The following is a 12,432-nucleotide window of genomic DNA, read 5'->3' on the forward strand; positions in this document are numbered from 1 at the left end:
GTCAGTTCCCATAGAGTCGATTGCGCAAGGCCACCGATACTTCATAGCTGGCCCGGTAGCGGGTATCACGGGTATCGGACGGCGCGAACTCCACGCCCAGTGCGCCCTGGCGAGCCACCTTCTGCTGGGCCTGCAGCGCATCGGCCGGCTGCGGGCTGCGCGCCAGCACGCCGACCTGCACCAGACCCACGCGTCGCCACTGCCCGGCCGCGGCCGCATCGGTGCCCGTGGAGACGCCACTGGCGGTTGCCTGCACGGTGATGTTGCCGATGGGCGAGGCATCGACACTGATGTCCGGGGTCGAATCCAGGCCGAACAGAACCTGCAGGTTTTCGATGCCTTCCACCAGCTCCTCATTGAGCTCGGCCGGATACGCGCCGGCCGCATTGGCGCGGGCACGGCGCAACGCTGGCTCGCCGGACGCGCCGGCCCCGATGTAGTACACGATGGACTCGGCGCGGTAGACCAGCGTCTGCCCATTGGGCGGCGCATACCTGGACAGGTCCGCATTGGTCGCCGTGACGATGCCGCCGGCGACGCTTCCCGGGAAAATGTCGACATGGGCACAATCGGCGATGCCGAACATGGTCGGCGCAGCGGGCGTGCCCTGGCTCAACCGGGCGGCGCGCTCGGTGTCCACCGTCAATTCGCTGCCGCCGCTGTCCGCGGTAATGGCCGTGACCGGAACGCCTTCACCGGCCAGGAAGCGCAGTACCAGCACATCGCTGCCCCCCAATGGATTCAGCCCGGCGATCTCGGACGGCAGGTTGCCTGCGTCACTCCAGGCCTCGCCCAGGGTCAGGGTATCGCCCGGCGCGGTACCTCCCGCTTCATAGCCCTGCACCGCCACCGAAAAATCCAGCGGACTGCCGGCCCCGGATGCGGCCGTGAAGTGATGGCGCGGGTCGCCCTCGTCCTTGATGAAATGCGCCTGATCGTTGACGCAGCCGTAGTGGCCGGCCATGCGGATGTCGCGCTCGAGGAAATCGATCGCAAACCGGGCGTTTTCCTGGGTGCGTGCCACGCCTTCAGCCAACCTCGAGGCGGTGCGCGAGGCGATGAAGACCTGGATGACGCCCAGCATCAGCACGGTGCCGATCACCACCGCGACCATCAGCTCGATCAGCGACAGACCCGACTGCCTGCGCCGTGTGTTCGGGAAAGGGCTCATAGCTGCGATGTCACGGTGAAGGTGGTCTTTTCATCGGGTTTGTCCTTGTCCCAGCGCTGGTCACCCCAGGCGATCTGGACGGTGACGCTGCCATCTTCGTAGGCCACGTTGGCACTGGCGGTCTCGCCCAATGCCTTGGCCACCTGGCACTGCCATCGCGCAACGTTCTGCTGGATGGTGACCGCATTGCCGGTCGGCCGGCCGCAGGCCCCGGCAACGGCCACCGTCCCGGGCGAGAACGACGCCGTGCTGTACCAGGCCGCCTGAAAGCGATTGGCGCGCATCTGATCGATCAGGTCGTACGCCAGGTTGGTCGCCTGGGTGCGGTAGTTGGCGCTCTGGGTGAAGCGCACACTCATGGTCTGCAGCAGCGCGAAGCCGAGCAGGCCGAAAGCAAGCACGACAATGGCGACCAGCACCTCGATCAACGTGAAGCCACCCGGCGCTGCGCGCAGGCGGCGAGGATGCTTGCGCTTCATTGGCACGCTCCCTGGGCACTGCGTGCCTGGCCGGAGGAATTGATGGTCACGGTGCGCTGCATCGGTTGGCCGCTGCATTCGTCCGGCCGCAGGGTCAGCGTCTGGTCGGCAGGCGCCTGGCGGCGACCTCGCCCGTCGAAACTGATGGCCACGTTGTCCGGCCCGTCCACGACCAGCCTGGGGTGGCCCTGGCTGTAGCGCAGGACCGTTTCGCCGGTTTCCAGGGTACCGCTACCGTCGGGGTCGGCGAAGGCGAGGATGCCGCTGTTCCAGTCCCCGTCGCAGCTGGTGCCGGTGGCGCTGCCACAGACACCGCCGCCCTTGTTGTTGCGGATCGCCTCGCTGCGCGCGAGCGACAGCAGGCCCAGCGCTTCATTGTTGGCCGCGACCACCCGGTTGGAGCGGATCACGCTCAGGAAATTCGGGAACCCCACCGCGACCAGCACGGCAAGCACCGCCATGGTCACCATGAGCTCGATCAATGTGAAGCCGTTGGACCGGCGCAAAGACATGAAACGCTCCCCAGCGTTGATGACACAGAAGATGAACGTCCCGCCGCCGATCAGCAAGCGGCGGCAGGACGAACGGTCGCCCGGAGGCGACAGGCGTCAATGGGTTGACGCAGATCGAGAACCGGCAGCGGCCCCCTGCCCGCCGCCGGTCCGGTCAGACCCTCAGGCCATGACCTTGTAGCAGGGCTGGTACTCGCCGGAGATCTTCATCCGGCGCTGCTCGACGAAGGCGCGCAGCAGTTCGTCCAGGGCCTGCATCATGTCCGCATCGCCGTGGATTTCGAACGGGCCGAACTGCTCGATGCGGCGCATGCCGTCTTCCTTCACGTTGCCGGCCACGATGCCGGAGAACGCGCGGCGCAGGTCGGCCGCCAGGGCATGTGGCGGACGGCCGTGGTGCAGGTCCAGCGACGCCATCGCCTCGTGGGTCGGCACGAACGGCTGCTGGTACTCCCACGGAATCTCGATGGACCAGTTGAAGAAGAACGAATCCTTCTGCGCCAGGCGGTGCTCGCGCACGCGCTTGATGCCCTGGGCCATCTTGCGGGCGACGTTGACCGGGTCGCCGATGATGATCTCGTAGCGGCTGGCGGCCTCTTCACCCAGCGTGAGGCGGATGAAGCGGTCGATCTGCTCGAAGTACGGCGCGGCCACGGTCGGGCCGGTCAGGATCAGCGGGAACGGAAGGTCCTTGTTCTCTTCGCGCAGCAGGATGCCCAGCAGGTACAGGATCTCCTCGGCGGTGCCGACGCCACCGGCGAACACGATGATGCCGTGGCCGATGCGCACGAACGCTTCCAGACGCTTCTCGATGTCCGGCATGATCACCAGATGGTTCACGATCGGGTTCGGTGACTCGGCGGCGATGATGCCCGGCTCGGTCAGGCCGATGTAGCGCGTGGTGGTCTTGCGCTGCTTGGCATGGGCGATGGTGGCGCCCTTCATCGGGCCCTTCATCGCACCCGGGCCGCAGCCGGTGCAGATGTCCAGGCCACGCAGGCCCAGCTCGTAGCCGACCTGCTTGGTGTACAGATACTCGTCACGACCGATCGAGTGGCCGCCCCAGCAGACGACCAGGTTCGGGTCGCCGGGGTTGAGGATGCGCGCGTTGCGCAGCAGCCCGAACACCGCGTTGGTGATGCCCTCGGACGACTCCAGCTCGGCCGCGTAGGCCGGGCCCATCTCGATGGCCATGTAGGCCAGATCGCGGACCACCGCGAACAACAGCTCGGCCACACCGCGGATGATCTCGCCATCCACGAAGGCCATCGCCGGCGCGTTGACCAGGTCGATGCGCACGCCGCGGTCCTGCTGGGCCACCTGGATATCGAAATCGGGATACAGATCGCGCGCCGCGCGCGGATCGTCCGAGGCGCTGCCGCTGGTCAGCACGGCCAGCGCGCAGCGGCGCAGCAGCTCGTGCATGCCGCCGCCGGAGGCGTCGCGCAGGCGTGCCACTTCAGCACGCGACAACACATCCAGCCCACCGCGCGGGTAGATCCGCGCGTCCTGCACCGGCAGCGTACGCGCCGGCTTTTCGTTGATCGTCATGTCCATCTTGTTCGCTTTCCTCAAGGTTACCGACTGTACCGCTGCCCCCTTAAAAAGCAAAACGGCCGGGAAACCCGACCGTTTGGATGTGTCCTGACCGCGACAGGGGCACTGGACCGTCGCAATTGCGCTGATTTCCGCGCAACCAACTGAATATACAGGCATGCACTACCCAGCACAACACTCAGTGGGGCGGCCGATGGAGACCGGGGCGCTCCAGCCGCCCCCGCCCTGACAGACAAAAAAAAGCGACCGGGTTGCCCCGGCCGCTTTTCAATCATCCACTAGGTCCGACGCATCAGAACTTGTAGCGGAAGCCCAGCTGCAGCGACCACTGCGACACACCGGTGTTGAAACCGTCGGCGTCCGCGTTGGCGAAGGCGCTGTCGGTCACGGTGGCGCTCGTGTTGCCCTGGCGCTCTGCACGGAACTCGTACAGGTACTTGCCAGTGGTCGGGTCGATGCCGCGGAAGTTGGCGATGCCCTGGTCAGCATAGAAGCCGAAGTCGTCGATGCGACCCCACTTCTTGTTGAGCAGGTTGCCCACGTTCTGGATATCGAGCCAGATTTCGGACTTGTGGCCCTTCATGAAGCCCGGCAACTGCTGGGTGATACGCACGTCAAAGGTGTTGACCCAACCGGCGCGAGCCGAGTTCTGCGGGGTCACCTGGCCGGCGTAACGGTTCAGCTGCGCATTGTTCTCCATCCATGCGAAGAAGGCTTCTTCCATCGCGGCACCGCCGGTGAACAGCACGTCGCCACGACCCTTCGGCACATAGAACAGGTCGTTGTAGGTGCGGCCGTCGCCGTTCATGTCGTTGGAGTACACGAAGCTGTACGGACGACCGGTACGGCCTTCATAGAACATGCCGACCTGGGTCTCGTAGTCACCGAAGAACGCATGCTTCCAGTTCACCGAACCCGAGATGCGGTTGCGGATCTCGTAACGCGAGCGCGCAAGCGCGTTCTCGTTGGCCTGGAAGATGTAGTTGTTGTTCCAGTTCGAGGTCGCCACCGAGGAGGTGTTGCTGGCAACTTCCTTCGCATCGGTATAGGTGTAGCCCAGGTTCCAGGCCCAGTCACTGTCCGGGCTGAACGGCTTGGCCAGGGACACGGTGAACTGCGCGGTGCGGCCCTTGTCGGTGTTGTCCAGCAGCACGGCATCGCTCACCCAGCTCGGGGTGGTCGACTTGGAGGTCGAGGCGTTGGCAACGTTGCCCCAGTAGAAGTTGCGACCGTCCGGACCGCCGGTGTAGCTCGGCTGCATCAGTTCCAGGCGCTTGAAGTACAGACCATCCTTGACCTTGGTCACCAGCAGCTCGGCCGATGCGACCAGACCGTTCCACGGCAGTTCGTGATCGAACGCCAGATTGGCCTTGTACACGGACGGGGTGCGGAAATCGTCGGAGACGAAGTTCACGACCTGCTGTGCCGGACGGTTGCGGTTGTTGTACGGGTAATCGGTGCCCTGGGTGAAGTTCACGCCGTTGTTGGCGTAGATGTTGCCCAGCCACACCTGCGGCGCTTCACCACGGAAGAGGCCAACGCCACCGCGCAGCTGCGTCGGGCGATCGCTGTCGAAGGTGTAGTTGAAGCCCACGCGCGGCTGCACCAGGAAGCCGTTGTCGCCGATCGAACGGTTGTCGTAACCGAAGAACTCGCTGGCGCGCTGGTTGTAGGCCGTGTCCTTGTTGGTGTCGTACTTGTCCGCACGCACGCCCAGGGTCAGGGTCAGGTTGTTGTTGACGTACCACGTGTCCTGCACGAACAGGCCCAGGGTGGTGTAGTCGTAGTCGGCCGCAAGGCTCTCCACGCCACCGTCCACCGGGTTGCGCCAGGTACTGACCACCGGCGTGTTGTTACGGAAGCCTTCGATGCCGTTGTAGACCAGGTAACCGTCAATGTTCGGTGCGTACAGGTTGTAGATTTCGTTCTTGCTGTAATCCGCACCGAACTTCACGTCATGGTCGCCCAGGGTGAGCGTGCCGGAGGCGAAGTAGTTCCAGGTCTTGGTGTACAGCTCGTTGTACTGGGTGTTGGCTTCGGTACCCAGGTACAGGGTCGGGTTGGCGACCGACTCGCGGTTCGAGTTCAGACCGCCGAAACCGATCAGGATCGCCGGAGTACCCGGAGCCGACGGATTGCGGATGGCCGAGTAATCGCGGTAGCTGGCCTTGATTTCGGTCGAGAAGTTGTCGCTCCAGTCGCTGAACAGCTGGCCGACGTAGGACTCGATCTTCTTGTCGTGCTGGTACCAGTACGAGCTGATCGAGGCACCGGTGGTCTGGCCGTAGCCGTTGATGCGCAGCTTGTCCTGCTCCAGCTTGCTGTAGCGGAAGCTCGCACGCTGATTGTCGGTGATGTTCCAGTCCAGCTTCAGCGCGTACTCTTCGAGGTTGGTGTCCGAAGCGGCGTCGTAGCTGCCCGCCGACACGCCATAGCGCTCCTGGAAGATCTGCTGGGCCTGCGCGATCTGGGCATCGGTGATGGTACCGGCGCCGATGGCGCTGCCGGCGATGTCGGCGCCCGGGGCGGACTGCTCGAACTTCTCATAGTTGGCGAAGAAGAACAGCTTGTCCTTCACCAGCGGGCCACCCAGCGTGAAGCCGTAGGTCTTCTCGTCTTCGAAACCGTTGAACTTGCCGCCACCCGGGTTGTCACCGAACCAGCTGCCGTCACGCATGTAGCCGTAGACCGAGCCGTGGAACTCATTGGTACCCGACTTGGTCACGGCATCAACCACAGCGCCGGTGGCGCCGGTGATGGTGATGTCGTAGCTGGACAGGTCGACGTTGATGGCTTCGATGGCTTCCATCGAAACCGGCTGGCGACGGGTCGGGAAGCTGTTGCCTTCCAGGCCAAAGGTGTCGCTGGCGGACACGCCATCGATACGGACGGCGTTGTAGCGCGGGTTCTGGCCGCCGGCGCTGATGCTGCCCGAAGCCCGGTCAACGAAAGCGACGCGCGGGTCCAGGCGCATCATGTCCTGGATGTTGCCGCCGACGGACGGCATGGCTTCGATCGTTTCCTGGCTGATCGACGTGCCCGAGCCCATCTTGGTGGCGCTGAACACTTCCGAGCCTGCGGCCACGGCGGTGACCTGCACGGCATCGAGGTTCGTTGCAGCGAGGTCGCCGGTCAGTGCCGCATTGACGGTACCGATCTGGTTGACGCCGAGGTACACACCCTCTTCCGTCTTGGTGCCTTCACCCGGCTTGTTGATGGTGATGGTGTACGGACCACCCACGCGCAGGCCGCGCGCGTTGTAACGACCCGATGCATCGGTCGTGGCGCGGCTGACGGTGCCCGACTCGGTGTGCGTGATGGTGACTTCTGCACCGACGACAGGCGCGCCTGCAGCCGACGTGACCTGACCGCCCACACCGGAAGAGGTGCTCTGGGCGAAGGCGGGAGCGGCGGCAAGTGCAGCCACGAGACCAAGCGTGAGCTTGGACATCCGGAGACAACGGGAGTGGGTCATTGGGGAGTAGCCTCGATGCGAGATTGGCGATGGCGGAGAAAAAAACGCGCCCAAGCAGCCTTGCTGGCGGCTGACTGGACTTTTATCTGGGTTCCCTAGCCGCGAGCTGGTTTCAGCCGCAACGGTTAACACTAGATTAACACGATAGCCTCGGATTGTGACGGTTTGGCGACAAAACACACGCCATCACAACGGGATCATGACGCCATCTTCACATTTGATTGTGACCGGCTGAATGCGGGCTACTGAGGGCCTCAGCGGTGTCCGGTTGGCGTTCTGCGGGTTGGCTGGGGAGCCGGCCAGCGTCCGGCACTACCCATAAGGAGCCCGGGGCAACGTTTAGGAGGCCCGGGGCACATTCAGGAGGCTCTGGGCAGGTTCGCGCCAGCGGCCACGCCTTTGCCGCGCTCAGGCGTCGAGAATCTGGCCGCGATACGCCGCGCCGGCAGCGGACAACAGCAGGACCGCGGCGGCGGCACACTCGGCCGGGTCACGGGCGGTGCGGTCCTCATCCAGCGAGAACGCACGCGCGCGCAGGGCCGTGCGCATCGGGCCCGGCTGCAGGCCACTGACCCGGACCGGGCTGCGGCCGAGTTCGTCATGCAGCGATGCGATCAGCCCACGCAGGCCGTGCTGGGCGGCGCCATAGCCCCCCCAATAGGCCTGCCCCACCCGTGCCGGGTCGTCCACGGTGAACACCAGCGCGGCATCGTCGCTCTGGCGCAGCAGCGGCAGGCAGGCCTGGGCCAGCCAGGCCGGCGCGGTCAGGTTCACGTGCACGGCGCGGGCGAAGGCGGCCGGGTCAGCCAGCTCGAACGGGGTCAGCCCGGCGAAATCGGCCGCACAGTAGAGCACCCCATCCAGGTGGCCAAGTTCGGATTGCAGGCGTTCGGCCAGGGTCGCGTAATCGTCGGGGGTAGCCCCTTCCAGATCCAGCGGATACAGCAGCGGCTCGGGACCGGCCGCCTCGACGGCGGCATAGACGCGATCCAGGCGGCGCGGTTTGCGCCCCAGCAGGACCACGGTTGCCCCGGCCTGCGCGCAGGCCACGGCCACGGCGCTGCCAAAGCCTCCCCCGGCCCCGGCGATGAGAATGACGCGATCGGCGAGCGATCCGGTCCCGACCACCACGGACGGGACCGCGCTCACGGCTGGGAGGCCTCTTCGACGATCCGCTTGAGCTCGCCGGATTCGAACAGCTCCAGCACGATGTCGCAGCCACCGATCAGCTCGCCGTGGATGAACAGCTGCGGGAAGGTCGGCAGGTTGGAGAAGCGCGGCAGGTTGGCGCGGATCTCGGGTTCTTCCAGCACGTTGACCGTGCGCAGCGCGATCGCGCCGGCGGCCATCAATGCCTGGATGGCACGGCTGGAAAAGCCGCACATGGGATATTGCGGAGTGCCCTTCATGAACAACACGAGGGGGTAACGTTCGACTTCGGACTGGATCTGCTGCATCACCGCCACAACGACTCTCCCTCCAATGGGACAACCCGGCCTCACCGGTCGGATAGACTTCCCTGGCCGCCATTGTATGCCCTACCTTCGCGTGGTGGGCACCCTGCCATCGGCCACACTGATGCCGATCCGTGATCGCGCGGCGCTTTCCCTTCCCAATCTGTCGTGCCCATGCCCCTCGAACTGCCTCGCCTCCCCTACGACCGCACCGCCCTGCAACCCCACCTGTCGGCGCAGACGCTGGACCTGCATCACGGGCGGCACCTGCGCGGCTATCTGGACACGGTCAACGCACGTATCGAAGGCACGGAACTGGCCGAGCTCCCGCTGGAGGACATCGTCCGCCAGAGCCAGGGCAGCCTGTTCGATGCCGCGGCCCAGGCCTGGAACCACCAGTTCTATTTCCACTGCCTGCACCCGCGCGCCGGTGGCGAGCCGCAGGGTCGGCTGGGCGAACTGGTGACCCGTCATTTCGGCGATGCCAAACGGCTGCGCGAGGCGTTCGACCGGGCGGCATTGAGCCTGTTCGGCTCGGGCTGGGTGTGGCTGGTACAGCATCCCAACGGCGCGCTGGCGATCCAGGTGACGCGCAATGCGGGCACGCCGCTGACCGGCGAGAGCACCCCGCTGCTGGCCTGCGATGTGTGGGAGCACGCGTATTACACCGACTACCAGAATGAGCGCGCGCGCTATCTGGAGGCGTTCTGGAAACTGGTGAACTGGGACTTCGTTACCGCGCAGCTGCGCGACTGATGCCCGGCAGCGCACGGCCGTTGGTCGTGCGTCCCGGTCACCCTGGCAGGTAGTGCCGGCCGCTGGCCGGCTCCCCTTGTACCTTGCACCGCCAGCGCCGGCCAGCGGCCGGCACTACCGGACCTCTAACCGCGAAGGATCTCGATCACCGGCGCGACCTGCTCGCCGCGATCAAGCTGCCCACCGACGCGTTCCAATGCATCGGCCAGCACCGCCGCATCGTCATCACGCAGCGTGGCATGGCCAACCTTGCGCCCGTCCCGGGACTGCTTGCCGTAATCGTGCCAATGGCCGCTGGCCTGGGCGAGCACGGCGTTGGCCTCCGGCATCTGCCCGATCCAGTTGAGCATGCAGGCATGACCCAGCATGCGCGTATCGCCCAGCGGCAGGCCCAGCACGGCGCGCAGGTGGTTTTCGAACTGCGAGGTCTCGCTGCCTTCGATGGTCCAGTGGCCGGAGTTGTGCACGCGCGGGGCCATCTCGTTGGCCAGCAGCTCATCGCCACGGCAGAACAGCTCCAGCGCGAACACGCCGACATAGTCCAGCCGCTCGGCCAGGGTGCGCGCGTAGCCGATGGCCGCCTCGTGCTGCGCCGCTGAAAGCTGCGCCGGGGCCAGGCTGGCCGAGAGCACGCCGTTGACGTGCCAGTTGCCGGTGATCGGCCAGGCGCGGAACTCGCCGTCCTGCGCCCGTACCGCCACCACGCTGACCTCGCGATCGAAGGCGACGAAACCCTCCAGGATCAGGCCGGTCTTTTCGACCTGGCTGCCGAGGGTGTCCCAGGCCGCGTCGATATCGGCGGCGCTGCGGATCCGGAACTGGCCCTTGCCGTCATAGCCCAGGCGGCGGGTCTTGATGATGCAGGGCATGCCGAACTCGGCGACCTTGGCGGCCAGTTCGTCACGGCTGCGGATATCGGCGAAGGCTGGCAGCGGGATGCCCAGCGACTGGAACAGGGTCTTCTCGCTGAGCCGATCCTGGGCCACGGCCAGCGCATCCGGACGGGGATGCACGGGCACGCGCTCGGCCAGGAACTTGGCGCTGCGCGCCGGCACGTTCTCGAAATCGAAAGTCACCACGTCCACGCGGGCGGCGAACGCAGCCAGAGCGGCCTCATCGTCGAACGCGGCCACCTGCAGCGGTGCCACCTGAACACCACAGGCATCGGCGGCCGGATCGAACAGCTCAAAGCGCAGCCCCATCGGCGCACCGGCCAAGACCATCATGCGGGCGAGCTGACCGCCGCCCAGAATGCCAACGGTCCTGACGCTCATTGACGCGGGTCGTCGTGGGCCATGACGTCTTCGGTCTGGCGGGCGCGGAAGGCCTCCAGCGCCTCGCCGATCGCCGGCTGGTCCGAGGCCAGCATCGCCGCGGCGAACAGCGCCGCGTTGGAGGCCCCGGCGTTGCCGATGGCGAAGGTGGCGACCGGGATGCCGGCCGGCATCTGTACGATCGAGAGCAGCGAATCCATGCCGTTCAGGGCCTTGGACTGCACCGGCACGCCCAGCACCGGCACGGCGGTCTTGGCGGCGATCATGCCCGGCAGGTGCGCGGCCCCGCCGGCACCGGCGATGATCGCGCGCAGGCCACGCTGGCCCGCCTGCTCGGCGTAGGTGAACAGCACGTCCGGCGTGCGGTGCGCCGAGACCACTTTCACTTCATAGGGAACACCCAGCGAATCCAGCTTCTGGGCGGCGTGCTGCATGGTTTCCCAATCCGAGCGGGAACCCATGACGATGCCGACGAGCGGCGCGGTTTGGTTGAGGGTCATTGGCCGTCACCTGCCTTAAAGACGTATTCTAGCCGTCTTCCACGCAAGACGAAGAATCCATGGATCGCAAGCTGCTCGACCTCCTGTGCTCGCCCGATACGCGCCAGCCCCTGTCCCTGCTCGATGCCACCGGCCTGGACGCGCTCAACCGCGCGATCGGCAGCGGCGCCGTGCTCAAGGCCGATGGCAGCCCGCAGGCGCAGACGCTGCGCGAGGCCCTGCTGACCCGCGACCGCAAGCAGGTGTTCCGCGTGGACGATGGCATCCCGGTGCTACTGGCCGAAGAGGCCATTGCCACCGCCCAGATCGCCGATTTCCCGGAAAAATGAGCCACCTCCCCGTGCCGGCCCCCGAGGCCGCCCTGGTGGCCGCCGATGTGGCCCGTGCACTGGCCGAGGACATCGGCAGCGGTGATGTCACCGCCGCCCTGCTCCCGGACCGCCCCGATACTGCTTACCTGCTGTGCAAGCAGGACGCGGTGATCGCCGGCCGCCCCTGGTTCGATGCGACCCACAAGGCGCTGGATCCGCAGGTGCGGATCGACTGGCGCGTGGCCGAGGGCGACCGTGTCGCCGCCGGCACCGTGCTGGCCCTCCTGCAGGGCCGCAACCGCAGCCTGGTGAGCGCCGAACGCACTTCGCTGAATTTCCTGCAGACCCTGTCGGGCACGGCGACCACCACCGCGCAGTACGTCGCGGCGGTGGCCGGCACCGGCGCGCGGATCCTGGACACCCGCAAGACGCTGCCCGGGCTGCGCGTCGCGCAGAAGTACGCGGTGCGCTGTGGCGGCGGTGACAACCACCGCCTGGGCCTGTTCGACACGGTCATGCTCAAGGAAAACCACATCCGCGCCGCGGGCTCGCTGACCGCGGCGGTGCAGGCTGCGCGCGTGCAGTGGCCGGCGTTGCCGCTGGTGGTCGAGGTTGAAGACCTGGACCAGCTGCGCGAGGCGCTGGAGGTGGGCTGCACCCGCATCCTGATCGATGACTTCGATGCCGCCACCCGGCGCGAGGCCGTGCGCATCGCGGCCGGGCGGATTCCGCTGGAAGTCTCCGGCAGCGTCGGCCTGGACGGGCTGCGCGCGATTGCCGAAGACGGCGTGGACTGCATCTCCATCGGTGGGCTGACCAAGCACGTGCAGGCGATCGACCTGTCGTTGAAACTGGGCCCGCCCCCCAGCTGAAGCGCGTGCGGATCCACGGGCGATGCCTCCCCGCTTTCACGGTATGGGCAGATGCGGTCTGCGAGGCTGCG

The 12,432-nt window shown here is 66.3% G+C and carries 12 protein-coding genes; 3 read left to right on the forward strand and 9 right to left on the reverse strand.

Annotated elements, in window-relative coordinates; genetic code table 11:
- Window position 1: 1 nt before the first annotated feature.
- The 7 genes from POS15_RS10285 to grxD all read right to left on the reverse strand — a co-directional run bounded on the left by POS15_RS10285 (window position 2) and on the right by grxD (window position 8,660).
- Window positions 2-1,171 (reverse strand): PilW family protein, encoded by a 1,170-nt coding sequence (locus POS15_RS10285; protein WP_019186179.1) that lies wholly within the window; start codon window positions 1,169-1,171, stop codon window positions 2-4.
- Window positions 1,168-1,650 (reverse strand): type IV pilus modification protein PilV, encoded by a 483-nt coding sequence (pilV, locus tag POS15_RS10290; protein ID WP_019186180.1) that lies wholly within the window; start codon window positions 1,648-1,650, stop codon window positions 1,168-1,170. Before pilV ends, POS15_RS10285 begins: the two co-directional genes overlap by 4 nt.
- Window positions 1,647-2,162 carry a GspH/FimT family pseudopilin gene (locus POS15_RS10295; protein ID WP_261997347.1) on the reverse strand — a complete coding sequence of 172 codons (516 nt, stop codon included), beginning with the start codon at window positions 2,160-2,162 and terminating at the stop codon, window positions 1,647-1,649. Before POS15_RS10295 ends, pilV begins: the two co-directional genes overlap by 4 nt.
- A 162-nt stretch (window positions 2,163-2,324) precedes the next feature.
- Window positions 2,325-3,713 carry a nucleotide 5'-monophosphate nucleosidase PpnN gene (gene ppnN / locus POS15_RS10300; RefSeq protein ID WP_026070247.1) on the reverse strand — a complete coding sequence of 463 codons (1,389 nt, stop codon included), beginning with the start codon at window positions 3,711-3,713 and terminating at the stop codon, window positions 2,325-2,327.
- Window positions 3,714-4,011: 298 nt separating this feature from the next.
- A complete protein-coding gene (locus POS15_RS10305) occupies window positions 4,012-7,170 on the reverse strand; it encodes a TonB-dependent receptor (protein ID WP_037554124.1) in 3,159 nt (1,052 codons plus the stop codon).
- Window positions 7,171-7,602: 432 nt separating this feature from the next.
- Window positions 7,603-8,343: an SDR family NAD(P)-dependent oxidoreductase gene (locus POS15_RS10310; protein ID WP_019186184.1), complete on the reverse strand. Its 741-nt coding sequence runs from the start codon at window positions 8,341-8,343 to the stop codon at window positions 7,603-7,605.
- Window positions 8,340-8,660 carry a Grx4 family monothiol glutaredoxin gene (gene grxD, locus POS15_RS10315; protein WP_019186185.1) on the reverse strand — a complete coding sequence of 107 codons (321 nt, stop codon included), beginning with the start codon at window positions 8,658-8,660 and terminating at the stop codon, window positions 8,340-8,342. The genes POS15_RS10310 and grxD overlap by 4 nt, the downstream gene beginning before the upstream one ends.
- A gap of 162 nt (window positions 8,661-8,822) precedes the next feature.
- Here grxD and POS15_RS10320 point away from each other — a divergent pair, with 162 nt between their 5' ends.
- Entirely contained in the window at window positions 8,823-9,404 is a 582-nt protein-coding gene (locus POS15_RS10320; RefSeq protein WP_019186186.1) for a Fe-Mn family superoxide dismutase, read from the forward strand.
- 125 nt (window positions 9,405-9,529) lie between these two features.
- Here POS15_RS10320 and POS15_RS10325 read toward each other — a convergent pair whose 3' ends face one another.
- On the reverse strand, window positions 9,530-10,678 hold the full coding sequence (locus POS15_RS10325) for a 5-(carboxyamino)imidazole ribonucleotide synthase (protein WP_284128109.1): 1,149 nt from the start codon (window positions 10,676-10,678) through the stop codon (window positions 9,530-9,532).
- A complete protein-coding gene (purE, locus tag POS15_RS10330) occupies window positions 10,675-11,178 on the reverse strand; it encodes a 5-(carboxyamino)imidazole ribonucleotide mutase (protein WP_019186188.1) in 504 nt (167 codons plus the stop codon). The genes POS15_RS10325 and purE overlap by 4 nt, the downstream gene beginning before the upstream one ends.
- Window positions 11,179-11,237: 59 nt before the next feature.
- Between purE and POS15_RS10335 the strand changes: the two genes are divergently transcribed.
- A complete protein-coding gene (locus POS15_RS10335; protein ID WP_019186189.1) occupies window positions 11,238-11,507 on the forward strand; it encodes a Trm112 family protein in 270 nt (89 codons plus the stop codon).
- On the forward strand, window positions 11,504-12,361 hold the full coding sequence (gene nadC / locus POS15_RS10340; protein ID WP_284128110.1) for a carboxylating nicotinate-nucleotide diphosphorylase: 858 nt from the start codon (window positions 11,504-11,506) through the stop codon (window positions 12,359-12,361). The genes POS15_RS10335 and nadC overlap by 4 nt, the downstream gene beginning before the upstream one ends.
- Window positions 12,362-12,432 lie beyond the last annotated feature (71 nt).

This window comes from Stenotrophomonas sp. BIO128-Bstrain (genome assembly GCF_030128875.1).
Taxonomy (GTDB): domain Bacteria; phylum Pseudomonadota; class Gammaproteobacteria; order Xanthomonadales; family Xanthomonadaceae; genus Stenotrophomonas; species Stenotrophomonas bentonitica_A.